The sequence below is a fragment of the Rhodobacter sp. NSM genome (genome assembly GCF_052244495.1).
Lineage (GTDB): Bacteria > Pseudomonadota > Alphaproteobacteria > Rhodobacterales > Rhodobacteraceae > Cereibacter_A.
This window is the reverse complement of record NZ_JBQPXH010000009.1, coordinates 98,354-121,324: the sequence shown is the minus strand read 5'-3', so window position 1 is coordinate 121,324 and position 22,971 is coordinate 98,354. Positions and strand designations below refer to the sequence as shown.

At 68.3% G+C, this 22,971-nt stretch carries 22 protein-coding genes; 9 read left to right on the top strand and 13 right to left on the bottom strand.

From position 1 onward, the window contains the following. Positions 1 to 2 precede the first annotated feature (2 nt). The 3 genes from tssB to ACTVZP_RS16675 form a co-directional block, all read right to left on the bottom strand. Complete coding sequence (tssB, locus tag ACTVZP_RS16685; RefSeq protein ID WP_443213290.1) at positions 3 to 530, bottom strand: type VI secretion system contractile sheath small subunit; 528 nt, start codon at positions 528 to 530, stop codon at positions 3 to 5. 19 nt (positions 531 to 549) lie between these two features. Then, positions 550 to 1,629, bottom strand: a complete 1,080-nt coding sequence (tssA, locus tag ACTVZP_RS16680; RefSeq protein WP_443213289.1) for a type VI secretion system protein TssA — start codon at positions 1,627 to 1,629, stop codon at positions 550 to 552. Positions 1,630 to 1,727: 98 nt separating this feature from the next. Beyond that, the gene (locus ACTVZP_RS16675) at positions 1,728 to 3,767 is read right to left on the bottom strand and encodes a serine/threonine-protein kinase (RefSeq protein WP_443213288.1); all 2,040 of its coding nucleotides are present in this window, start codon (positions 3,765 to 3,767) and stop codon (positions 1,728 to 1,730) included. 113 nt (positions 3,768 to 3,880) lie between these two features. On the opposite strand from ACTVZP_RS16675, the gene tssH reads away from it, so the two are divergent. Both tssH and ACTVZP_RS16665 read left to right on the top strand, forming a co-directional pair. Then, a complete protein-coding gene (tssH, locus tag ACTVZP_RS16670) occupies positions 3,881 to 6,625 on the top strand; it encodes a type VI secretion system ATPase TssH (protein WP_443213287.1) in 2,745 nt (914 codons plus the stop codon). After that, positions 6,618 to 7,016 (top strand): hypothetical protein, encoded by a 399-nt coding sequence (locus ACTVZP_RS16665; RefSeq protein WP_443213286.1) that lies wholly within the window; start codon positions 6,618 to 6,620, stop codon positions 7,014 to 7,016. Before tssH ends, ACTVZP_RS16665 begins: the two co-directional genes overlap by 8 nt. Here the strand turns inward: ACTVZP_RS16665 and ACTVZP_RS16660 are convergent. The 6 genes from ACTVZP_RS16660 to ACTVZP_RS16635 are packed head-to-tail and all read right to left on the bottom strand — an operon-like array spanning position 7,013 to position 12,922. Continuing rightward, the gene (locus tag ACTVZP_RS16660) at positions 7,013 to 7,702 is read right to left on the bottom strand and encodes a hypothetical protein (protein WP_443213285.1); all 690 of its coding nucleotides are present in this window, start codon (positions 7,700 to 7,702) and stop codon (positions 7,013 to 7,015) included. The two genes, ACTVZP_RS16665 and ACTVZP_RS16660, sit on opposite strands and share 4 nt — an antisense overlap. A gap of 28 nt (positions 7,703 to 7,730) precedes the next feature. Continuing rightward, positions 7,731 to 8,513: a hypothetical protein gene (locus tag ACTVZP_RS16655; RefSeq protein ID WP_443213284.1), complete on the bottom strand. Its 783-nt coding sequence runs from the start codon at positions 8,511 to 8,513 to the stop codon at positions 7,731 to 7,733. A 7-nt stretch (positions 8,514 to 8,520) separates the two neighbouring features. Next, a complete protein-coding gene (locus ACTVZP_RS16650) occupies positions 8,521 to 9,507 on the bottom strand; it encodes a DUF4150 domain-containing protein (protein ID WP_443213283.1) in 987 nt (328 codons plus the stop codon). Further along, positions 9,504 to 10,589 carry a 3-oxoacyl-ACP synthase gene (locus ACTVZP_RS16645; RefSeq protein ID WP_443213282.1) on the bottom strand — a complete coding sequence of 362 codons (1,086 nt, stop codon included), beginning with the start codon at positions 10,587 to 10,589 and terminating at the stop codon, positions 9,504 to 9,506. The genes ACTVZP_RS16650 and ACTVZP_RS16645 overlap by 4 nt, the downstream gene beginning before the upstream one ends. Continuing rightward, positions 10,582 to 11,613, bottom strand: a complete 1,032-nt coding sequence (locus ACTVZP_RS16640) for a DUF2169 family type VI secretion system accessory protein (RefSeq protein ID WP_443213281.1) — start codon at positions 11,611 to 11,613, stop codon at positions 10,582 to 10,584. The genes ACTVZP_RS16645 and ACTVZP_RS16640 overlap by 8 nt, the downstream gene beginning before the upstream one ends. A 1-nt stretch (position 11,614) precedes the next feature. Then, positions 11,615 to 12,922, bottom strand: coding sequence for a hypothetical protein (locus ACTVZP_RS16635; RefSeq protein WP_443213280.1), 1,308 nt, complete (start codon positions 12,920 to 12,922; stop codon positions 11,615 to 11,617). A 113-nt stretch (positions 12,923 to 13,035) separates the two neighbouring features. Here ACTVZP_RS16635 and ACTVZP_RS16630 point away from each other — a divergent pair, with 113 nt between their 5' ends. The 3 genes from ACTVZP_RS16630 to ACTVZP_RS16620 all read left to right on the top strand — a co-directional run bounded on the left by ACTVZP_RS16630 (position 13,036) and on the right by ACTVZP_RS16620 (position 15,415). Beyond that, positions 13,036 to 13,296, top strand: coding sequence for a hypothetical protein (locus tag ACTVZP_RS16630; protein WP_443213279.1), 261 nt, complete (start codon positions 13,036 to 13,038; stop codon positions 13,294 to 13,296). A gap of 170 nt (positions 13,297 to 13,466) precedes the next feature. Beyond that, positions 13,467 to 14,774 (top strand): sensor histidine kinase, encoded by a 1,308-nt coding sequence (locus ACTVZP_RS16625; RefSeq protein ID WP_443213278.1) that lies wholly within the window; start codon positions 13,467 to 13,469, stop codon positions 14,772 to 14,774. After that, on the top strand, positions 14,771 to 15,415 hold the full coding sequence (locus ACTVZP_RS16620; RefSeq protein WP_443213276.1) for a response regulator: 645 nt from the start codon (positions 14,771 to 14,773) through the stop codon (positions 15,413 to 15,415). The genes ACTVZP_RS16625 and ACTVZP_RS16620 overlap by 4 nt, the downstream gene beginning before the upstream one ends. Positions 15,416 to 15,425: 10 nt before the next feature. On the opposite strand, the gene ACTVZP_RS16615 is transcribed toward ACTVZP_RS16620, so the two are convergent. Next, positions 15,426 to 16,127, bottom strand: a complete 702-nt coding sequence (locus tag ACTVZP_RS16615) for a hypothetical protein (RefSeq protein WP_443213274.1) — start codon at positions 16,125 to 16,127, stop codon at positions 15,426 to 15,428. 96 nt (positions 16,128 to 16,223) lie between these two features. Beyond that, complete coding sequence (locus ACTVZP_RS16610) at positions 16,224 to 16,388, bottom strand: hypothetical protein (protein ID WP_443213273.1); 165 nt, start codon at positions 16,386 to 16,388, stop codon at positions 16,224 to 16,226. A gap of 45 nt (positions 16,389 to 16,433) precedes the next feature. Between ACTVZP_RS16610 and ACTVZP_RS16605 the strand changes: the two genes are divergently transcribed. Next, positions 16,434 to 16,832, top strand: coding sequence for a hypothetical protein (locus ACTVZP_RS16605; protein ID WP_443213272.1), 399 nt, complete (start codon positions 16,434 to 16,436; stop codon positions 16,830 to 16,832). Positions 16,833 to 17,177: 345 nt separating this feature from the next. Here the strand turns inward: ACTVZP_RS16605 and ACTVZP_RS16600 are convergent, their stop codons facing one another. After that, positions 17,178 to 18,077 (bottom strand): AraC family transcriptional regulator N-terminal domain-containing protein, encoded by a 900-nt coding sequence (locus ACTVZP_RS16600; protein ID WP_443213270.1) that lies wholly within the window; start codon positions 18,075 to 18,077, stop codon positions 17,178 to 17,180. A gap of 170 nt (positions 18,078 to 18,247) precedes the next feature. Here ACTVZP_RS16600 and ACTVZP_RS16595 point away from each other — a divergent pair, with 170 nt between their 5' ends. Beyond that, a complete protein-coding gene (locus ACTVZP_RS16595; protein WP_443213269.1) occupies positions 18,248 to 19,285 on the top strand; it encodes an aldo/keto reductase in 1,038 nt (345 codons plus the stop codon). 89 nt (positions 19,286 to 19,374) lie between these two features. Here ACTVZP_RS16595 and ACTVZP_RS16590 read toward each other — a convergent pair whose 3' ends face one another. Further along, positions 19,375 to 20,295 (bottom strand): LysR substrate-binding domain-containing protein, encoded by a 921-nt coding sequence (locus ACTVZP_RS16590; protein WP_443213268.1) that lies wholly within the window; start codon positions 20,293 to 20,295, stop codon positions 19,375 to 19,377. A 161-nt stretch (positions 20,296 to 20,456) separates the two neighbouring features. Here ACTVZP_RS16590 and ACTVZP_RS16585 point away from each other — a divergent pair, with 161 nt between their 5' ends. Both ACTVZP_RS16585 and ACTVZP_RS16580 read left to right on the top strand, forming a co-directional pair. After that, a complete protein-coding gene (locus tag ACTVZP_RS16585; protein ID WP_443213267.1) occupies positions 20,457 to 21,689 on the top strand; it encodes an aromatic ring-hydroxylating oxygenase subunit alpha in 1,233 nt (410 codons plus the stop codon). 5 nt (positions 21,690 to 21,694) lie between these two features. Next, positions 21,695 to 22,756 carry a 2Fe-2S iron-sulfur cluster-binding protein gene (locus ACTVZP_RS16580; protein ID WP_443213266.1) on the top strand — a complete coding sequence of 354 codons (1,062 nt, stop codon included), beginning with the start codon at positions 21,695 to 21,697 and terminating at the stop codon, positions 22,754 to 22,756. Positions 22,757 to 22,971 lie beyond the last annotated feature (215 nt).

The following is a 22,971-nucleotide window of genomic DNA, read 5'->3' as shown; positions in this document are numbered from 1 at the left end:
CGTCATTCCTCCGCAGTGCGCGACTTGATCGCTTCGCCCGCGACCTGCGCGAGCAGCGGCTCGTTGTTCAGCAACTGGGCGATGCGCTTCTCGGCATTGACCTTGCCGTCCATGTAGCCCAGCAGCTCCTCGAGCTGCTTGCGCATCCGCAGGAGTTCGGCCAGCGCAGGCACCTGCTCGGCCATCCGGTCAGGCGCGAAATCGGCCATGCTCCGGAAGGAGAGATCGACGAAAAGCTCCTCGTCGCCCTCTGCGCCGGACGCCATGCGGTTCGGGACGCGCGCTTTCACGCGGGGGCCGAGCGCCTCCATGAACTTGCCGAACCGTCCGGCGTCCACTTCTACGAAGGCGCGCTCTGCCGGGGGCTTCTGTGCCTCCTGCGTCTCGGACTTGCCGGCGAGATCCGCCATTACCCCCATCACGAAGGGCAGCTCGATCGTGGTCGGGCTGTTGTAGTGCTCCACGTCATAGGCGATCTGCACCCGCGGAGCGCGGTTGCGTTCGATCACCTTCGCCTTGCTCTCGCTCATGGTCGGGGGCCTTTCCCTGTCATTTCGTCTTTTCCTCCGCAACGCCGGCCACGGCGCGGAATTCCTTCATGCCCGAGGGCGCCACCTCCTCCATCAGCTGGAGAAAGTTCATCGGCACCATCCGCCGCATCCGCCGCGCCAGATGCGGGATCGGCGAGGAGGGTTCGGTGCGCTCGTAGAAGTCGATGATGAGGTCGAGACACCGCTCCACGTCCCGGCGTGACGCGATCTGAAGCGGTGAGGCCGAGGACCCCTGCGCCGCGGGCGCGTCGGGTTCGGCCGCGGGCTCGCTCGATGCGGCGACCGACTGCAGCGTCGCCGCCATGCGCTGCAGCATCGTCGAGAGCGCCGTGAAGCGAGGCCCCGAGCCATTGGTGCCGAGCTTCGCCCCCAGCGCCGTCTCGAGCCGGCTGAGAGCAGCGAGAGCGCCAGAGATCCCGGCCGAAAGCTGCGCGAACTCTTCCGCCCGCTCGGTCATCAGGGCACGGCAGGCGCCGATGACGCGGTTGGCGCGCGCCTCGTGGGCAGAAGTTATCGCTGCGGTTTCCTTGGCCCCGAGGCCCCGGGGCGCCTCGGCCAGGACCTGTGCCGCCTTCAGGCCTCCGGTCGCCAGATCCCCGCCGGTCACCACGCCGACGGGGCGTATCTCGAAAAGCCCGAGAAACTCGAGATCGCCCAGCAGCCCGGTATCAGGGTTCTCGACCTGCTTCAGCGCGTTGATCCGGCGCATCGCCGCCTCTTGCGGCGGTCCCTCGCGCAAGGCGGGATGCAGGCTGTCCCAGTAGGACTCGACCGTTTCCGACAGAAGGTCCAGTCCGCGGGAGAGCCCGCCCATCCCTTCCTCGGCCATCAGCGCGCGGACGAGGATCACGAGAAGCCGGAGGTCCCGGCCGGAAGATGCAAGATCGCGGGCATCGGCAATCACGCTTCTCCAGTCGACCTGCACCTGCGTGCCGATCTCGGCCGCCTCCTGTCGCGCCGTCCGCCGGGCAGGTTCGACCACCCTTTCGATCGCATGAAAGCGCGCATCATTGCGCAGGTCGGTGCCCGACGGAGTCTCGCCGGGAATTGGATCGAGAAAGTCCTGAAGGTCCGACATGGCCGTTCGGCCTCTCAACAAAGAACTTTTGGACGCGGGGCCGAGAATGCGACCCGAGCTAAATGGTGCCCGAATCGCTCCCTTTTTTCAACCTGCGATTACCGGGAGGCCCGGGATTCCAGCAGGCGATGTGCGACGGCGACGAAGCGTTCCGGCTCTTCGCGACGGATCTCGGTCAGGGCCTCGGTGAACGAGGCGACGGATTCGTCCTTGGGTCGGCGCAGCGCGAAGATGTCGCCTCGGGACAGGACCGCGACGATCTCGCTCTTGCCGAAGTCCCGGTCATCCACCTGCAGGGCGAAAAGCTGCTTCTGGCCGCTCACCTCGAATTCGAGCGGCATGACCCGCACCGTCCGGACGCCGCGCGCCACGATTCCGAGCCGGTCGATCCGCGCCTCTTCCGAGTAGACGTTCGGCAGGACGTTGAGGACGCTTCCGGTCACGTCGACGATGCCGACCCACAGCGAAAGGCCGGTCATCGTCGCTGGCAGGCGCACCTCGACCAAGGGATATTCGCCCGGCGCGAAGATCCCTGCGAGGTTCGGGGCGCCGGTCTCGGCATCGCCGAGCCAGATCGCCAGCCCCTGCGGTGGAACATCGGGCAGCGCCCGGCGGACGGCGCAGATCGCAGGGTTCAGCACGACGGTCTCGACCCGGACGGGCCGATCGCCGGCCAGTTCCGCCAGTCTGGCTCGGACCGCCCCCGCAGTCTCTGCCGCGGCCACCTGACCGGTGACGGTCACGGCGTCGAGTGGTCCGTAGGACTCGCCGGAGAAACCCTGCTCCAGCGGTCCGCAATCGGAAAGCTCGTCAAGCGCCTCGGCGACCTGCCGCGGCGTCAGCGGTTGCGGGCCGGCCTCGAGACGAAGGCTGGGGGTGAAACCGCGACGGGCCGCCCAGTCGCGGAAGCCGGTTTCGGCAACCGCGCGGACCATGGGGTCGGTTGCCCGACCCGAAAGTTCGGCCCGCCGGTCCGACAGTTCCAGACGCCAGTCCTCGAGCGGTGCGGCAATGGACAGGGCTTCGGCCACGGCCTCCGGCCATCCGTCCGGCGACCCGCGTGCGACCTGCAGTGGGGCTTCGGGCGCGTGCCCGGCCGCGCCGGCGTAGGCTGCGGCGATGGCCTCGGCCGCAGCCGCATCGGGCGCATGACCGGTCAAGTCGTTGAGTGTCGCGGTCAACCGGTAAGGCGAGGCCAGCGGCGGCTGCATCCAGATGCGCAGGCCCAAGACAACCACTGCCAGCGCGATGAGAGCGGCTCCCCCCACCATCCAGAGCTTGCGGGGCCGGGCTTGCGGCTCGCGCTTCGGGAGGAGGAGGCGGTCGATCTCCTCGGCCACCGCCGCTGCGCTGGGGGGCCGTTCCTCGACCCGCGGCGCGGTCAGCCTGTCGATCAGGCCCCGCAGCGGTTCAGGCACGCCGTCGGTCGAGAGAGGCTGCTGCTTCCGCCGCACGATCTCGCCCGGCGTGGACCCGCGGAAGGGCGGCTCGCCGCGCCATGCGGCGAGGAGCGTCGCCCCCAGCGCATAGAGGTCGGATCGCGGCTCGGCCCGTCCGTCGACCTGCTCAGGCGCCGCGTATTCGTATTTGCCTGCAAAATCGTTGCCGACGATGGTCTGCGCGCCCGCGGTCAGGTCCTTGGCGATACCGAAGTCGATGAGAGTGGCCCGCTCCGGAGCTCCGCCCCTGAGGACGATGTTGTCGGGCGAAAGATCGCGGTGAACGATTCCGCGGCCGTGGGCGGCGCGCAATCCCTCGGCCACCCGATGCGCCACGATCAGCAGATCGCGTGGATCCATCCGCATGCCCGACGTCGCCTCGGCGAGGGACGGTCCGTCGATGTGATCCATGACAAGGAAAACGTGGCCGCCCTCGCTGCGCGAACATTCCGTGTAACGCACCACGGCGTCGTCGACGACGTCGCGCAGCTGCTCCTCGCGCCGCATCAGTCCGATGTAGTCGTCGTTGCCCGAAAACGTCCGGTTGAGCGCCTTGATCGCGACGATCCGGCCGGAGATCAGGTTGCGCGCACGGTAGACCTCGCCCGTGCCGCCACGGCCGAGGACGCCCTCGATCTCGTAGGTGTGGTTCAGGATCTCGCCCCGGCGGAAGATGTCGCCCGCCCGTTCCTCGATCATGCCCGCCCTCCGCCACTGCGCAAAGGTATCGCCAATCTGGCTGATTCCAGCATAGGCTAAGCCCGGACATTTCGGCCCGACTATTTTCAGACCGACGATCGTGAGGACCGGCCATGGCAAGGGGCTCCCAGGAAACCGTCAAGCGAAAGGAATTGGTCGCGAAGCTGAACCCGGCCTGTCTCGGGGCGTTTTCGGCAGCCGCTCGGACCGCCAAGACACGCGGCAATCCTTATGTCGAGTTGGTCCACCTCATCGCGCAGCTGGCCTCCGAGGAGAGGTCGGACCTGTCGCTCCTGTGCGGGGCCGCAGGGGTGGAAGCCGCCCGGCTGTCCGCTGACATCGCACGGGCTCTCGACGGTCTGCCGCGCGGCGCGACGGCGGTGGAAGAATTTTCCGATCATATATTCCATGCCATCCGGGAGGGCTGGACCTACGGCAGCCTGCGCTTTGGCGACGACCGCGTCCGCTCGGGCTACCTGCTGCTCGGCGCGCTGCGGGTGCCGGTGCTCGAGGCCTTGTTGCTGCGCATCAGCACCGAATTCGAGCGGCTCGACGAAGATGTGCTATCCGAGAAGTTCGCCGAACTGACGACGGCCAGCGTGGAGACCGCCGAGGGCCGGCCATCCGCGACGCCATCGAGCCAGGAGCGACGCGGGCCGTCGGCGCTTGAGAAGTACGCCACCGACCTCACGGCGCGGGCGCGCGAAGGCCGGATAGATCCGGTCATAGGGCGCGATCGCGAGATCCGGCAACTGATCGACATCCTGATGCGGCGGCGGCAGAACAACCCGATCCTGACGGGTGAGGCGGGTGTGGGCAAGACCGCCGTGGTCGAAGGCTTCGCATTGCGCCTCGCGCAGGGGGACGTCCCGCCGGCGCTGCGCACGGTGGCGCTCCATATGCTGGACATCGGGCTCATGCAGGCCGGCGCCAGCGTGAAGGGAGAGTTCGAGAAGCGGCTGAAGGCCGTAATCGACGAGGTGCAGGCGGCAGAGTCTCCGGTCATCCTCTTCATCGACGAGGCGCACACCCTGATCGGCGCGGGTGGCGCCGCAGGCACCGGAGATGCCGCCAATCTCCTCAAGCCTGCGCTGGCACGCGGCGAGCTCCGCACCGTCGCCGCCACCACCTGGGCCGAGTACAAGCAGCATATCGAACCGGACCCCGCCCTGACCCGCCGCTTCCAGGTCGTCAAGGTCGAAGAGCCGGAAGAGGATGCGGCGGTCCGCATGTGCCGGGGCATTGCCGGCGTGCTGGAGAAGCACCACAAGGTCGAGATCCTCGACGAGGCCGTCGAGGCGGCAGTCCGGCTTTCGCACCGTTACATTCCCGCCAGGCAGTTGCCGGACAAGGCGATTTCGCTGCTGGACACCGCCTGCGCGCGCGTGGCCGTCTCTCAGCATTCCACGCCCGCCGAGGTCGAGGATATCACCCGCCGCGGACAGGCGCTGGAGATCGAGGCGGGGATCATCGACCGGGAGGAGGCGGTGGGCATCGAGGTGACGGCCCGCCGGCTGGCGGTTTCGGCCGCGCAGCAGGCGGTGGCAGGGGAACTCGCCGCCGCCGAGGCCCGATGGAAGTCCGAGAAGGAACTGGTTGCCGAGGTGCTGGATCTGCGGGCGAGGCTCCGGCAGACGGGGACGGCGCTCGATACGGAGGCGCAGGCGCCCGGGCGGGTGCTCGAGACGGAAGCCGCAGGCGGCGACGTCTCGACGGCGGTCGATGAGGCGGAGCCCATGGCCGGGGAGGGGCGCGGCGAGATGCTGGAGCGCCTGCGGGCGCTGATGCGCGACCTTGCTGCGGCACAGGGCGACCGCCCCCTGATCCTTCCCGCGGTGGACCGGCAGGCGGTGGCGTCGGTCGTGCAGGACTGGACGGGGATTCCGCTCGGCCGGATGCTGGCCAGCCAGAACGAGCGCGCGCTGAAGCTTGCGGCGCAGATGGCCGCGCGCGTCGTGGGCCAGGATCACGCCATGGAAGCGATCGCGAACCGGATCCAGACGGCACAGGCGGGGCTCGGCCCGCCCGAGAAGCCGATCGGGGTCTTCCTGCTCTGCGGCCCGTCAGGCGTTGGAAAGACCGAGACGGCGCTGGCACTGGCCGAGTTCCTGCACGGCAGCGACCAGAACCTGATCTCGATCAACATGAGCGAGTTTCAGGAGGCCCACACCGTCTCGACACTCAAGGGGGCGCCACCCGGCTATGTGGGTTACGGGAAGGGCGGCATCCTGACCGAGGCGGTGCGGAGAAAGCCATATTCGATCGTGCTTCTCGATGAGGTCGAGAAGGCCCATCCGGATGTGCACGAAATATTTTTCCAGGTATTTGACAAGGGAATGATGGACGACAGCGAGGGGCGGCGCATCGACTTTCGCAACACATTGATCCTTCTTACGTCAAACGTGGGCACGGAAGAACTCATGGCGGCGGCGGAGGGCGGCCCCGGATTGGGCGACATCGGTGCCATTTCCGCCGTCCTGCGGGAGCCGCTGCTGAGGGTCTTTCCGGCAGCGCTTCTCGGGCGCATGACCGTCGTTCCCTACCGTCCGTTGTCGGATTCGATGATCGATGCCATTGCGAGGCAGAAACTCGGTGGCATCGCCCGCCGCCTGAAGGCGGCTCATGGGGCGGAGATGGTGACGGGCGAAGGCGTCATCGAGACGATCCGCGCCCGCTGCACCGAGGTCGAGTCCGGGGGACGGATGATCGACGCGATCCTCACCGGCACGTTGCTGCCGGAACTGAGCCGCCAGGTGATCGGCCGGCAGATCGACGGCGCGCCGTTTTCGCGCGTCACGATCACCGGGGATACCGGCGGCTTTGGATATGTGTTCGAGACGGAGGCGGATCATGCATGACGGCGGCTTTCACGGTGCCGGTGCGGCGATGCAGCGGGCACGGGTGCTCGGGATCGATGCGGATGGTCTTGTCCGGGTGATGCTGGACGGGGTCGAGATTGCGGCGGACACCGTCGTTCCGGTGGCGGAGGCGGATCGGCAGGCAGAGGCGCTTGTTGCCATGGCCGGGGACAGGCCGGTGGTTCTGGGCCTGATCCGACGCGCGGTCCCGGAAGCGCAGGTCGATGGCCGGCGCGTCATCCTGGAGGGGGAGAGGGAGGTCGTGCTGCGGTGCGGCAGCGCCTCGATCACGCTGTCACCCGACGGTCGTGTTACCATCCGGGGCACCGAAATCCTGAGCCGCGCGACGGGCGGAAACCGGGTGCAGGGCGCAAGCGTGCAATTGAACTAGTCCTCGTCATCCGGATCGGTCAGCCACGAGTTGTCGCCAAGGGCCGCGAGGTGAAGCGAGAGGCAGGCGGCGGCGCTTTCCGGCGTGCCGGGATCCTCGGGCAGGAAGGTGCAGGGGCCGACAAGCGGACCGCGGTCGAACGCCGGGGCGAAGAGGCCGCTCTCATGGGAGGGCACCGGCCAGCGGCGGGCCAGACGCTCGACCGAGCGGTGGAACCACGTCGAGAAGTCCGGGAAGAGCGCGGACGGCATGACGTGATGCGCAAGTTGCAGGATCCAGACGCAGCGCGCCGCGAAATCGCCATCGTCCCTCGCTTCGTAGAGCGTGTCGTTGACGACGAGCATGGCCGCCCGCAATGCCCCCTTCACCGGGCCGGGCCAATCCTCTGGATGAAGCATCGCATAGTCGCAGGTGCCCTCGCGCTCCATGGTGGCCCATGCGGCGTCGAGATAGGCTTCGGTCTCGTCGGTTCCGGAATGAGCCCAGAAGCGCGCCGTGATCGCTTCGGCCGAGGCGATCACGAGACCGCGGCAGGCAAGCGGCGACAGGGCCTCGAATGGCGCCACCGAGCTGTCGTCGTCGAACAGGAAGTAGTCCGTGTAGCGCCACTGGTCCCATGGAAAGGCCAGTTCAAGCGACGCAGCCTCAGGGATGCGTGCGCGGAAATAATCATGGACGACGCTCATCGGAAGCGCCGGGCCTGCCGAGGGAGGGTCATGGCACCTCGCCCTCGGAGCGGAGGCGCGGCCCGCCGTCGGGCTGCCGGAGGAACGGATTCCGCTCCCAGTCGAGGCGGCGGAGCAGGTCGCGCCACTCCTCGTCCCAGGACGTGGGATCGGGCTTGCGTGACAGGTCGAGCGCCGACGGCGGCAATGGCCGGCCCATGACCTTCGTCGACCAGGCCCGGCGCTCGGGATTGTCCCCAGTCTCGAGGTCCGGCGTCTCCCCATGTTCGGCAAACTCGGCGATCTCGTCCATCCGGGCGATGATCGCCTCGACCCAGGCATCGTAGCCGGGCACCGCGCTCTCGGGCAGATTGAAGCGCACGAGCACCAGCATGTCGGCAGTCACCGCGAAGATCGGCTCGTTCGGCCAGCGCCCCGACAGGTAGATGTGATCCTGGTGGATCAGGTCCAGCATCATCAGGATGCTGCCCTGCGGCCGCGGGGCCTCGTCGATGGCGTCGATATCGGCGATCTGCGGCGTCCGGCCGAACCAGTGCCAGTCCTGCTGCCAGACGTAGAGCGCCTCGGCCATGTCGAGAAGCGGCGTCACGTCCGCCTGCGCACGCAGCCGCGCCGCCTGCCAGATCATCGCAGCCGAGACGATGGAGTAGAGCCCGGCATTGGTCTTGAACAGCAGCGCCTCCTTGAGAGGCGTCATCCGCTCCGGACTGATGTGGGCCGACGCGCCCTTCCACTTGCCCAGGAAGGGCTCCTCGGCAATTCCGGCTGGGATCGGCAGCATGCGTTCGATTTCTTCGGCGGGTCTCATCATTCCCCTCTCAGAAGCCCTGCTCCTTGCACCAGTCGACCGGGCCGTTGTCCATGCAGAGAAAGATCTTCACCCCGCAAGCGCAGGCCTTGCGCAGCAGGCGACGGCAACTCTGGCAGGGACGATCCTTGGCCTTTTCGTCGACGATCTTGCGCGTCCGGCCCAGGCTGTCCTTCTTGAAGGTGATCGCGGGATAGTCGATCGCGAAGGTGATCTTCCTCGGCGCCGGGCTCCAGCTCATGTTGTCCACCGACTGTGCCTCGCAGTGCTTGGCACTGCCGCCGCTGGGGTGGTGGTGCTTGCGGCCGCCGCAGACCTTCGACGGGCGTCCCTTCCCCTTGACGTGCTTTGCCGGCTTGGGGTCGATGTAGCTGTTGGGATTGCCTGACAGCTTGTCACGCATGAGCTGGCCGCTGGCCGTGTACTGGCGCCCGCCGTTCGAGGGCTTCGCGATCGAGATGGTGCCTTTGGTCGCCCGCTTGTCGGAGGTCGCTGCGGACAACGTCTTGCGCTCCTCGGCGAGATCCGCGCGCATCTGCTTGCACTCGGCCTTCGTCGGGGGCTTGGGCGGGCGCGGCTTGGCGACGCTGGTGCTGGTCCCGCTGCCGGGATTGGCGTGGTTCGTCGTGGTCAGGTCCATGAAGCGCTCCGCGCCGGCGCCCTCGAACATCACGTCGAAGGAATAGGCCGCGAACTTCAGCGAGCCGGTGATCGTATGGGTGACGACGCTGCCGCCGAAGCTGCGCGTGGCGGGCTCATCGCCCTTGATCGCCGAATATTTCGAGGCGTTCTTCTTGCCTGCCTCCTTGCCCTTGACGAAGACGCTGGTGCAGCCGTCGCTGGTGTCGGAAGCGTTGCCGAAGTTGGGATAGGGTATGGGCACCGGCCCCGCAGGCGGCGAGGGCGGCGACAGGCAGACGTCGGGCAGGGCGCTCAGCGTCTTGTTGGGCGTAGCCTTCCCCGAAACCTCGCGTCCGTTGGCGAAGACGTCCGTCATCGGCCGTCCTCCATTGCGGCGACGACGGCGACCCGGGCCCCGTCGTCCTCGCCTGCGAAAGCCAGCGCACGGCCTTGCGGCAGCCGTCCCGCGCGTGCCGCCTCGAACGCCCAGCCGATCTGTGCAGGCATCAGCGCCGCGCCGATCTCGCCCAGCCCCTCGACCGCATTCCAGTGCTCGGGGTGGCCGCGAGGTCGCCGCGTGACGTTCCCGGGCGGCAGGCGATCGAGGCGCATGGCCGCGATCATCGCCTCCTTGAACTTGAAATGCTCGCCGTTCACGTCGCCGAAGATGTTCGGGATGTCGAAGAGCGAGACCCCGGCCGCGGACAGGGCAGCGCGCATCGCCGTGGTGAGTCCCGCCCCGGTGACGGGGGTTTCGCGGGTCCCGCCCGCGCCTGAGGGTTCGCGCCCCGCGCCCATGCCCCGCAGCGACAGCCCGCGCGCCGCCGAGGCGGGCACCACCACCAATGCAGCGGCTGCCTCGCCGGGGACGAAGCCGGAGCTGTTCTCTTCCGACAGCAGGCGATCGCATCCCGCGTAGTGATCGACGATGTCCTGAAGAAGGAAGCTCTCCACCCCCAGCAGGATCTGCACCGGGTAACGCGATGCCTGCCGCGCGGCCTGAGCGGCAAGGTGCGGCAGCCCGACCCGCCCGGCGCCGACCACGGCGCTCCCGTCCGGCAGGCGTCCCAGCCTCCGGCGGAGGTCCTCCAGCAGCCTCTTCTCCAGATCCGCCGGCCGCGCGGGACGGTGAGGCGGCGCGACGGCGATCAGCACGGGCACCTCTGCCGGACGCCGCCTCAGGGGCGCTGGCAGCGCCGCAAGCTGTTCATAGCATTCCTCGAGGACGGGCATCACCATCTCGACCAGAAAGCTCGGGCCTGCCCACCAGTGATGCGCGGCAACACGGAAGCACGGCATCGGCTCGCCAGTCAGCGGCTCACGCAGGTCGCCCGAACGCGAGACGATGAGCCGCGCGTCGAGACCCGCCACGGTCGAGGGCCCATCCGGCCCCAGTGCCGTCCACATCCCGTAGCCCGCCACCGACAGAGCAGGAGAGACGCCCCGTGCCTCATCCATGCGCGGCCACCTCCTCGGGTCCGCGCACGGAGACGAGCACGCGCGCGAACTCGAATATGTCGCGCTCGGCGGTGATGCGCGTGCGGAAGGTCAGCGTGACGAGGCCCTCTTCCGGCAGGAAGACGACCGTGTCGAGGTTGGCGACACGCTGGGTCAACCGGCCCGAGCGTCTCTCGAAGGTGGCGACGATCTGCATCCGGGGCAGCGTGGTCGAGATCCGGCCGCATGGCGAAAGGTTCACCAGTTCCACCGCCTCGCCGCCGAGGGGGTAGGGGATCTGCTGGTCCTCTGCGGCGGCCTGAAAATAGCGGTCGTCGAAATCGCGTGGCAGGAACGGGGTCCGCGTCTCGAAATAGCTCTCGTCGTAGGTGCCGGCATGGCGTCGGCGCGGAAGCCAGTTGCGGCCCACCGGCCCCAGGGCCATGGGCCGCGCCCTGCCGCCGGGATCGACGGCATCGCCGCCGAACTCGGCCGTGTGGGGCAGGGGTGCGCCCTCTCGATCGGACCGCAGGGGGTAGAAGCCGATACCCGCCGGGTTCTCCTCGAACACCGCCGCCCGGCTGGGGTCGGAGGGCTCGGGGTCGGTGCCGCCGTAGGCATGATCGTAGCCGATGGGCAGGCTGACAAAGGGCCGCGGATCGGAGACGCGCCAGCCGGGGGCCGACCTGAGCCAGATCCGCGGGCCATGGGCCGTGAGCTTCTTGGACCAGGATCCGAGCCGGATGCCGACCGGCAGTTCGGTCACGGGTCGGCCTTCCGGCGCAAAGGCATGGCCATGCACCATGACGTCGCAGAAGGGCTTTCGCGGGGCGAAGTCGTATTCCAGCACAGGCGCATCGGACGCGGGATCAGGCCCGAAGACGTCCGACTCGATCAGTGGCACCGGCTGCGCGGCAGTGCACGGACCCGTGCCTTCGGGCAGCGCGAAGCTTGCCTTCGTCACCAGCACGACCTGCTCGTGTCCGTCGAGGTCAAAGGCCATCGTGAAGGTGGCGGGCCACGGGGTGACGTTGTCCAGCCGCATCCTAGGGATCCCTGCCGAAGCCGCGCGATCCGAGCCTGACCGGCGCGCGCCAGTCCGGCAGGGGCGCTTCGGGCCGCCGGCACGCGATCTCGAGCGACAGGGCGCGAAGCTGGAGCTGCGTCCGCTCGCCCGCCTCCGGCGGCTCCGGATGGGTCCAGGCGGCCACACCGAGGAGATGCCGCTCGCCTCTCGTCAGCCGCAGACGACGGGGGACGAGCCAAGCGGCTATCTTGTCCGCATCCGGCCAATAGGCGTGACTCTCGATGCAGCGCTCGAGGCGGGATGCGTCGGCGACGGGGTCGTCCGGATCCTCGGGGAAGATCCGGAGCTCCAGGTTCTCCGGCCCCAGCCGCGCGCCCGTGATCTGCCCGACGGCGATCCCCGCGGCGCGCGCAAGCAGCGGCTCGGTCATCTGCCCGACCAGCCAATCGAGGGATTCCGGAAGGCCAAGCGCACCGGCGGCCACCACCGCCCATCGGCGCGTGGCTGGCGCTGCATGGAGATGCCGGACGGCCTCCCTGGCGTCGGCCAGTGGCAGGACAAGGGGCAGCAGTTCGGCGGCCTCGCGCCAGCGGTCGGGCGACGCCTCGGCCGACAGGGCCAGAAGCCTTTGCGGTGCGGCCTTCCTGTCTCCCAGCAGGGCCGCCGCCCGGGGGGCCTCGGGACAGTCCTCCAGCCGTTCGACGATCCGGGACCGCAGGTCGGCCCGGCCAAGTTCACCCGCAAGCCGGATCGCCCGGTTGGCGACTACCCCGTCCCGGTGCGAGAGCAGGGCGGTCAGCCGGCCCCCCGGATCGGCCCGCAGGCGGCTGCAGGCCTCGAGCGCCGCGAGAAGGGCGAAGCTTTCGGCGCCGTCCAGCCAGTGCCGCAGCCGCGGCCCGACCTGGGGCTGGCCGAGCAGCGCCAGTGCCATTCCCAGGACAGGTGCAGTCTCCGGCGCGATGTTGGCCGGGGGCAGATGCACCATGGCCTCGGGTCGGGGGTCGGTGGTCAGCGAGAGTGTGGCGGCGACCAGCAATTCACCGAAGGCAGGGGATCGCGCAAGGGCATCGAGCGCCTGCTCGAGCCCCTCCGGGCCGCTGCGCCTGAGAGCCGCCAGATGGCCGATCAGCCGGCCTTCGAGGTCGTAGAGGTCAAGCGCGCGTTCGTTCGGTCCGTCGCGGGCCAGCTCGATCCTGTCGGCAAGAAAGGCTGCGTTCTCGGCATGAAGGCGCAGAACGCGCGGATCATGCAGCGGACGGTTCCAGCTTGCGCGCCACGGTGCCGGTGTCGAGAGCGAGGCGGTCACGACGCGGTCCGCGGCGATCAAGTCACGCGCCTCCTGCGCCGCCCGCAATGCGCGGGTCGCGCGGCTTGGTCATCGACCGGTGGATGCTGTTGGCCTGCATAGCTCCTCCCGATGCGCTCTCCGAAAAAGTGTGCATGGAATCGGTCATTTCTTCAATCGCGATCCGTTCCGCAGACGACGGCTGCCGCGCCGATCCCGCTTGCGGTGTCCGCCGCATGTGCCGAGTGCCGCATGTCGCGGATCTTTGGCGGCTTCCTTCGGCCATCAGCTCCTGCCCGTGGACTGGCAGCGCAACTCGTCGCCGCGACCCGGCGGATTCGCTCGGCATCATCGGCCGCGGGCATCCGGAGGACATGGAGAGAGAGCAACCATCGGGCGGGCAGGCGATGGCTTGAAGTCCGGACGGCTGTCCCGATCCGCTCCGACCAAGGTCGGTTTCTTCGGCTGCGGACAGACAGTAGAAGATGACAGCATCAGTGGCATCGGAACGCCGGCAGTGATCGGAAATCTTCCTTGGTCGAGGTGGTCTCTGGCAACCCAGTTCGCGGTTGCCGGCGGCGTCGTGATGCTGCTCGCCATGATCGCGATAGGAAGCTGGGTCACCCAGCGGATCGAGGAGACGGTGGTGCGCAACACGGCGAATGCGACAGCGCTCTACATGGAGAGCTTCATTTCGCCGCTGAGCCAGGATCTCGCCAGAAGCTCGGTCCTGTCGGCAGGCGCGAAGCGCGCCATGGACGAGATCTTCACCAATACCCCTCTGGGAGACCGGGTGGCTTCGTTCAAGATCTGGAAGGAAGACGGCCTGATCGTCGAGTCCTCGAACAGCGACCTGACCGGGCGGCGCTTCGAGATCAGCGAGAACCTGCGCGCCGCCTTCCGGGGCGAGGTCCGGGCCGATTTCGAGGAACTGGGCGATCCCGAGGACAGCAACGAGCGCGCGATGGGCCTGCCGCTGCTCGAGATCTACAGCCCGATCCGGGAGGTCTGGTCGGGCAGGATCATCGGTGTCGCCGAGTTCTACGAAGTGGCGACTGCGCTCAAGGAGGATCTGGAACGCGCGCGCCGCAACAGCTGGGCGACGGTCGCTCTCTCGGTCTTGCTGATCGGCGTCAGCCTCTATGCCATCGTCCTTCGCGGCAGCCGCACCATCGACCGGCAACTCGAGGACCTGACACGGTTGTCCGAGCACAATACCGCACTGCGCCTGAGGGTGCAGCAGGCTGTCTCGCGTTTCACCGCGATGAACGACGACGCGATGCGGCGGATCGGAGCCGACCTGCATGACGGACCGGCACAGCTGATGGCCTTCGCCGCACTGCGCATAGACAATCTGCGTGCGGAGGTGGACCAGCCACGCGCGCTGGCCGAACTCGACGAGGTGGAACGCGCGGTCAAGGATGCCATCCGCGAGATCCGGAACATCTCGCGCGGGGTGTCGCTGCCCGACATCGAGCAGCGGTCCCTCGACCGCATCGTCGAGGGCGTGGCCGATGCGCATTCCGCGCGCACCGGAACAGAGGTCAAGGTCCGGATGCATGCCCTGGAAGGGAATGTTGCGCTGCCGGTCGCCGTCAGGATCTGCGTGTACCGCTTCGTGCAGGAGGGGCTGAACAACGCATGGTTCCACGCCGCCGGCAAGGGGCAGGAAGTGCGTGTGACCCTGACGGAGCGGACGCTGCGCGTCCGGGTGCTGGACGAGGGGCCGGGCTTTCCCGACCTGCCCGTATCCGCCGATCCGCCGGAGGGCGGGATGGGCCTGTCCGGTCTCCAGGACCGCGTCGAGAGCCTGGGCGGGATCTTCGAGAAGCTGAACCGGCAGCCGCGAGGCGCCGAACTTCGCATGACACTCGACCTGGGGGGAACGACATGAGCAGCATTCGCATCGTGGTGGCCGATGATCATCCGATCTATCGCGAAGGAGTGGCCCGCAGCCTCGATGTCGACCCGGCACTGGAGGTCGTCGGCCAGGCTCAGGACGGCGATGCAGCGGTCGAGATGACACTCAGGCTGAAGCCGGATCTCGTGCTGCTCGACATCTCGATGCCGGCGGGCGGAGGCATCGCAGCGCTTGCGCGGATCATGGGAATGCCGGAGCCGCCGCGCGTGGCGATGCTGACCGCCTCGGAAGAGGACGACGACGTGATGCAGGCGCTGAAGAGCGGCGCCATCGGCTACGTCCTGAAAGGCATCGGATCGCGGGAACTGGTGCGGCTCGTCAAGGACATGGCGGCGGGACAGTCCTATGTCTCACCCACGCTCGCCGCCCGCATCCTCAATGCCATGCGGTCGCGCGCGCAACAGGTTGCGGGCAATCCGCTGGAAGAGCTCTCGAAGCGCGAGGAAGACATCCTGCGGCTGGTCGCGCAGGGCAAGAGCAACAAGGAAGTCGGCCGGGAACTTGACCTCCAGGAAAAGACCGTCAAGCATTACATGACCTCGATCCTGCAGAAGCTGCGCGTGCGCAACAGGGTGGAGGCCGCGGTGATGGCAAGAGAGCACTTCCGGCAATAGTCCGCCCCTCTCACGGCTTCAGATAGCTGCGCATTCGGTCGAGGTCGCGCTGCGTCACGCGCCGGCGCGTGACGATGTTGCCGTTGGGATCGGTGAGTGAGTAGGTGCTGCCCTCGACCCTCTCGGACCAGCCGCCCGCATCGGTGAAGCTGAAGCTCCGCGACCCTTCCGCACGGACGACCGCGCTGACCGGATCGCGCTGCCGCGCGCCGATGCTTCGGCCGAAGTCGCGGATGCGTCGCTGGTCCGCCCGGGTCGCGATGCGGCGCACCTCGAGGCGACCGGCGGGGCTCCACCGCTCGAACAGGCCGTCGCGCAGGACTTCGCGGCTGCCGTCGGAGAAGACGACATGTGTCCTCCCGCCGCCCGAGGCGACATTGCCCTGCCCGCCGACCCGAGATGCACTCGACCCCGTGCCCGAGGATCCGGAACCGGACGAGCCCGATCCCGACGAGCCGTGTCCCCGCCCGTGATCATCATCATCGTCGTCGTCATCGCGGTCGCGATCATCGTCGTCGTGATCGTCGTCCCCGCCGCGATCATCATCACCGCCGCGGCCGTCATCGCCACCGCGGTCGCCGCGGTCACCCCCGCCGTGTCCGCTGTCTCCGCCGCCGCCATTCCTGGCGAAGGCATATCCGGAATGACCGCCGGGTGCCTGCGCGAGAACGGCAGACAGGATCAGGGCAAGGATGATGCTTCTGCGTTTCATCGTCATTCCGTCGTCTCTTCCAATCTCTGGCCCTGTGACGGCGCACAGGCCGCCGCAGGGCCTTGGGGGTTCCGCCCGGCGCGAAACCCGGTTGGCTCAGAGGCCGGCCAGGCGTTCGTAGTCCGCCCGGGTCGCGGGACGTTCCTCGACGGTCCGCCGCGAGGAATCCTTCCGCTCGTAGATGCCGCCCTCGATTTCCTCGCGGCTGCCGTCGGCGTAGGTCACCTCGATATTGGAGCCGTAGCGTTCGACCCTCGCCACGTCGCCGGACGCGCCGCGCGTCGAGCGGTGTGACCCCCGCCTGCCGTGATCGTCGAACGTGTCGTCGTCACTGCCACGCCTGCCGCGGTCATCGCCGTCACGGTCATCGCTGCCACGCCCGCCGTGGTCATCGCCGCCGCGATCGTCTCCGCCGCGCCCTCCGCGGTCATCACCGCCACGATCATCTCCGCCGCGCCCGCCATGGTCGTCTCCGCCGTGGTCATCGCCACCGCGACCACCGCTGTCGCGGTCGCCCCTGGCGTGAGCGTAGGCGATTTCCACACCGGCCTCGCCATGTCCGACAATTACCTTGATGGGAAGCGCGGCAAGGATCCCCGCGAGGCAGGTGGTGGTGAGGATGCGTATGGTGCGGCTCGTTCTGTTGGTCATCGGTTCTCTCCGCTGATGCTGACCCCGACTACCGTGGGCCTGCCTTCGTGGTGACATGGCAGCGGCATGCGGCACAGTCCGGGCAGACCTCTGCCGAAGTGGCCCGGACCTCTGATCCCGATTATGCGACCAGAGTTGGACTGCGTCATCGGACCATGGTCCGACCGCGCAGGCCGTGACGCCTCATCGGCTTGGCCAGGCACATGTGTCAGGTGCGCGGCGCCCGGGGCTGCTGCGTTCTGGCTCTCGGGTTCTTTCTTCCGGAAGAGCTTGCGATCCGACCCCGGCGGGCGGCTTCGCCCCCGGTGACGGTCGGCAGGCAAGACGCAGCTTGTGCGGGCCGAGCCACGGCCGCAGAAAGCGGCAGGGTCCTCGACGATCATCCCATCCCGGATCGCGTCAGGCCTCGGTCTGCGGCGCGAAGCCCTTGCGGATGGCGAGCCCGTCCCGGCCGGGAGGCGCGCCGAACATGCGGCGATATTCGCGGCTGAACTGCGACGGGCTCTCATAGCCGATCGCATAGCCTACTCGGGCGACGTCGGCGGCGTCCGCGAGCAGCAGGCGACGCGCCTCCTGCAGGCGGAGCTGCTTCTGGTACTGGACCGGCGTCATGGCCGTCGCCTCCTTGAAGTGGCGATGGAAGGTCGCGGGGCTCATCCCGGCCACCTCGGCCAGCTGCCGGATGTTCAGCTGTTCGGCGAAGCTCTCGCGGATGCGGGCGATGCTTCGTCCGATCCGCGCCATGTGGCTGCCCGCCAGCCCGACCTGGCGCAGCGCCGGCCCCATCGGGCCGTTCAGAAGGTGCCAGGTGATCTCGCGGCGGATGAGTGGCGACAGGACCGCAATGTCCCGTGGCCGGTCGCAAAGGCGCAGCAGCCGGCAGAGCGGGTCCAGAAGTTCCGCGCCGATGGCGTGGACCGCCAACGCGGGGCCGGGCTGGATATCCGCCGCCCCGCCGATCTCCAGCAGCAGGTCCGAGATCGTCGCGGGATCGAGCTCCAGGCTGAAAGCGAGGTAGGGCCGGTCCGGCGTGGCGCGGGTGATCTCTGCCTGGATCGGCACCTCCATCGATGCGATCAGGCATTTCCCTGCGTCGTAGCGGAAGGCGCGGTCGCCGAGCATGCTGACCTTGGCACCCTGAACGACGACGCAGAGCGAGGGGCGACAGACGGCGTGGATCGGCCCGGTCGGCGCCGAAACCGATGTCAGATGCAGGCCATTGATCGGCGTCTCGCGGCCATGCTGCTGCCACTGGCGGGCGATCAGGTCTCGGAGCGGGGCGAGCGTGTCATGTTCCATGACCCGTGGTCTACACCGCCGCAGCGCCGCACCATAGCCCGCGATCGTCGGAATGAGAGGATCGGGCAAGAACTCGCGAGGATCGGCGTGGCGATGAGCGACAGGCCGGACCTATCTTCGCTGCAGCCGGGCGGCTCTCGTCCCGGGCATCTGACACAAGGGACGATCCCATGCGATATCGCACTCTCGGGCCGAGCGGCCTTCTGGTTTCCGAGCTTTGCCTTGGCACCATGACCTTTGGGGGCTCCGACGGCATGTGGGGCCAGATCGGCCAACTGCGCCAGTCGGAGGCCGACACGCTGGTGGGCGCGGCGCTCGAGGCCGGCATCAACTTCATCGACACCGCCAACATCTATGCGGGCGGCGAGAGCGAACGGATCCTCGGCCAGTCGATCCGCAACCTCGGCATCGATCGCGACGACGTGGTGATCGCGACCAAGGTTCTCGGCCCGATGGGCGAGGGCCCGAATGCGCGCGGCGCCTCGCGCGCCCATATCCTCGCGCAGGCGAAGGCGAGCCTCTCGCGGCTGCAGATGGATCACATCGACCTCTACCAGATCCACGGCTTCGACCCGGTGACGCCGATCGCCGAGACGCTGGAGGCGCTCGACACGCTCGTGCGGCACGGCCATGTGCGCTACATCGGCCTGTCGAACTGGGCCGCCTGGCAGATCGTCAAGGCGGTCGGCATCGCCGAGGCGCGCAAGCTGGCGCCGATCCTGTCGCTTCAGGCCTATTACACGCTGGCGGGCCGCGACCTCGAACGCGAGATCGTGCCGATGCTGCAGAGCGAGGGTATCGGCCTGATGGTCTGGAGCCCGCTCGCGGGTGGCTTCCTGTCCGGCAAGTACAGCGGGGGCACCACCGCGAACGACGGCCGCCGCGCGAACTTCGACTTCCCGCCCGTCGATCTGGAGCGCGGCGATGCGGCGATCGAGGTCATGCGCGGGATCGCCTCGGCGCGGGGCTGCAGCGTGGCGCAGGTGGCGCTGGCCTGGCTTCTGCATCAGCCGGTGGTCACCAGCGTGATCGTGGGGGCGAAGCGGATCGAGCAGTTGCAGGAGAACATCGCCGCGACCGAAGTGCGGCTCTCGGCCGAGGATCTGGACGCGCTCGACGCCGTCACGAAACTTCCGGCCGAATACCCGGGCTGGATGCTGGAGCGTCAGGGGCAATACCGCGCCCAGTTCGCGCCGCAGCGAAGCTGAGGTCTCCGAGGCGCATCTTCCCGCCGGCAAGCGCCGGCGGGAAGCGCATCCTTGCCGTCCTGCCGCCCGGACCGCCTGACAGGCGGTTCCTAAGCACCCGGCTCGAAGCAGCGCGTCAACCAGCTCAGCAGGGCATGGCAGAGCGGTGTGGGCTCACGGCCGAAGGGCAGGATGACATGGTATCGCTCCTCCGGGACGACGCTCTGGCGGCCGAGGCGGACAAGCTGCCCGTCGATGAGCGGCCGCGACAGCAGCACTGCCCAGCCGAGCGCCACGCCCTCGCCGTTGATTGCCGCCTGGATCGAATCCGTGTGGTGGTTGAACCGCAGGCGCGTGGTGTCGGCATTGGCCAGCGCGCTGCTGCATCCGGCGTTGCGGGCCCATGACCGCCATGTCAGCCACGAGGGATTCACGCTGTCGGTGACGATCAGCGGCAGGCGGAACGGATCCACCGTCTCCGGCTGGAGCCCCCGCCGTTCCAGCAGTGCGGGGCTGCAGACGGGGAACACCTCGTCGCGCAGGTCGGCCACGCTGCGACCGTCGTCGAAGGGCGGCCGTCCGTAGCGGATGGCCAGATCGAGGCGTTCCTTGCGCAGGTCGGCGACCGCATCCTCGGCGACCAGCTTCAGCTTCGCCTCCGGATGCAGGGCGCGGAACTCGGCGAGCCGTGGCAGCAGCCAGAAATGGCTGAAGGCGAGCGAGGCGCCGATTGTCACAGTGTCGGGCGTGAGCGGCTGGCGGATGGTGTCGATCATCTCGGCCATGCGGTCGAAGGCGTTCGTCACCGTGGCCGCAAGCGCCGCGCCCTCCGGCGTCAGAACCACGCGCCGGTGGGCGCGCAGGAAGAGCGGCGTGTTGAGGTCGCTTTCAAGCAGCTTGATCTGCCGGCTCACTGCCGCCTGCGTCACGCCGAGTTCAGAGGCGGCAAGCGTGAAGCTCTCGAGCCGTGCCGCCGCCTCGAATGTGGCGAGCGCCCCGAGGGACGGAATGCTGCGACGAAGCGAGAGCATGCAGGGCGTCCCGTTCCATTACCTCAGGTTATCCATATCGCATGAATTTATGCTCTTGAGCAAGAGTGTCGCACCCCCGAATTTTCCTGCACCAGCAGCCCCCGAAGCAGCACCCAGACCGCATCGCCGATCAAGCGTCTTTCCGGAAGGATCAACCCACCATGGCAGCCAGCTCCGACATCCTCTCGCTCTTGCACGAGGTCCGCCCGGCGCATTCACTCCCGCGACCGTTCTACGTTGACGATGCCATCTTCCGCGCCGATCTCGAGCAAATCTGGTGCAGGGAATGGATCTTTGCTGCCTCCGTCGCCGAGCTTCCGCGCGCGGGCTGCTATGTGACGCTTCAGCTCGGCTCCTATCCGGTGGTGATCGTGCGGGGCAACGACGGGGCGGTGCGCGCCTTCCACAACTCCTGCCGGCACCGTGGCAGCCGGATCTGTTCCAAGGCTTCGGGCCAGTCCGCCAAGCTCGTCTGCCCCTACCATCAGTGGACCTACGAGACCGACGGGCGTCTGCTCTGGGCGCGCGACATGGGGCCCGACTTCGACGCATCGCGCCACGGGCTGAAGCCCGTCCACTGCGCCGTCACGGCCGGGATGGTGTTCATCTGCCTCGCCGAGACCACCCCGGATTTCGCCGAGGTGAAGGCCGCGGCCGACCGCTACTCCGCCCCGCACCGGCTCGAGGACCTCAAGGTCGCCCACCGCTCGTCGATCATCGAGAACGGCAACTGGAAGCTGGTGATGGAGAACAACCGCGAGTGCTATCACTGCGCGGGCTCGCACCCGGCGCTCTGCCGCACCTTCAACGACGATCCCGACCTCGTGGGGTCGGACGACAGCCTGTCCTCGCCCGCGGGTGCGGCCCATGTCGCCCGCTGCGAGGCGGCGGGGCTGCCCTCGCGCTACCTGATCGGCGGCAACGAGCAGTGGCGGCTTGTCCGCATTCCGTTTGTCGGCGAGGCCGTCAGCTACACGATGGATGGCAGGGCCGCGGCGTCGCTCATTCCGGGCATGCCCTTCGCCAACGCGGGGTCGCTCCTGTTCTTCCACTATCCGAACACCTGGAACCACTTCCTGTCGGACCATGTGCTGAACTTCCGTGTCCTGCCGGTCAGCGCCACCGAGACCGAGGTCACGACCACCTGGCTCGTCCACAAGGATGCGGTCGAGGGGCGCGACTATGACCTCACCCGGCTCACCGAGGTCTGGACCGCCACCAACGACGAGGACCGCCGCGTGGTCGAAGAGAACCAGATCGGCATCTCGTCGCCCGCCTACGAGCCAGGACCTTATTCGGCGAAGCAGGAGAGCGGCGTGATCCAGTTCGTCGACTGGTATGTCCGGACGCTGGCGGAGACCCTCGGCGGCCCCTCGGCCATGGCGGCGGAGTGAGCGCCGTGCCGAAGCCGCGACTGAACTGGTCCGCAGAGCCCTGGAGCGACAGCGAAGACCTCGAATGCGTCATGGTCATCCCCGAGACCGAGACCTGCGCGACCTTCGCCTTTCGCGCGCCTTCGGGCGCGTGGTTCGACTACCAGCCCGGACAGTTCCTGACGCTCGACCTGCCGGTGCCCGGCGGGCGGGTGCAGCGGACCTACACGATCTCGTCCTCGCCCTCGCGGCCGCTGTCGATCTCGGTCACGGTCAAGGCGCAGCCGGGCTCGGTCGGCGGGCGCTGGATGCTCGACCACCTGAAGCCGGGGATGCGGATCCGGGCCTACGGGCCGGCGGGGCAGTTCACCTCGCTCCGCCACCGCAGCCAGAAGTATCTGTTCGTCTCGGCCGGCTCGGGCATCACGCCGATGATGTCGATGACCATGTGGGCCTGGGACGCGGGCGAGATGCCGGACATCGTCTTCGTCCACGCCGCACGCAGGCCCTCCGAGATCATCTTCCGCCGCAGGCTCGAGCAGTTCGCGAGCCGCGTGCCCGGCCTGCAACTGCGCTTCACCGTGAAGGAGGAGGATCCGTTCTCGGTCTGGTTGGGGTATCGCGGGCGGCTCACGCAGATCATGCTGGGGCTGATGGCGCCCGACTACCTCGAGCGCGAGGTGTTCTGCTGCGGACCCGAGCCCTTCATGCAGGCGGTGCGCGAGATGCTCGCCTCGCTGGGCTACGACATGACGCGCTACCACGAGGAGAGCTTTGCCGCCCCCGCGCTGAAGGAGGTGCCTGTCGAGGTGCCGGAACCTGCCGAGGTCTCGCACCTCACCTTCGCGGCCTCGGGCGTCACGGTAACCTGCGACGGCACCGAGACGGTGCTTGCGGTGGCCAAGCGCGCCGGGCTCAACATTCCCTCCGGCTGCAACTTCGGACTCTGCGGCACGTGCAAGGTGCAGAAGATCGACGGCGAGGTGGCGATGGTCCACAATGGCGGCATCTCGGACGACGAGATCGCAGCCGGCACCATCCTCGCCTGTTGCTCGCGTCCGCAGGGTCGGGTCACGGTGGACCTGTAGCCGCGTGATCCCGCTTCGCCATCTGCTGTCGCCGCGGCGCGCCGGCGGCCTTCCCGGCGCGGTGCGCAGATGCTGACAGAGCCTGTCCTTACCTGCTGGCACGGCACCGGTGCAGTGGTCGGGAGCCTGCTGACGGGCTCCGAGCAAACGGTCCCGGCCTCGGCGCGGGTGATGGCGACGACAGACCGGGCCTTCGGTCCCTTTCCCCAGACGCC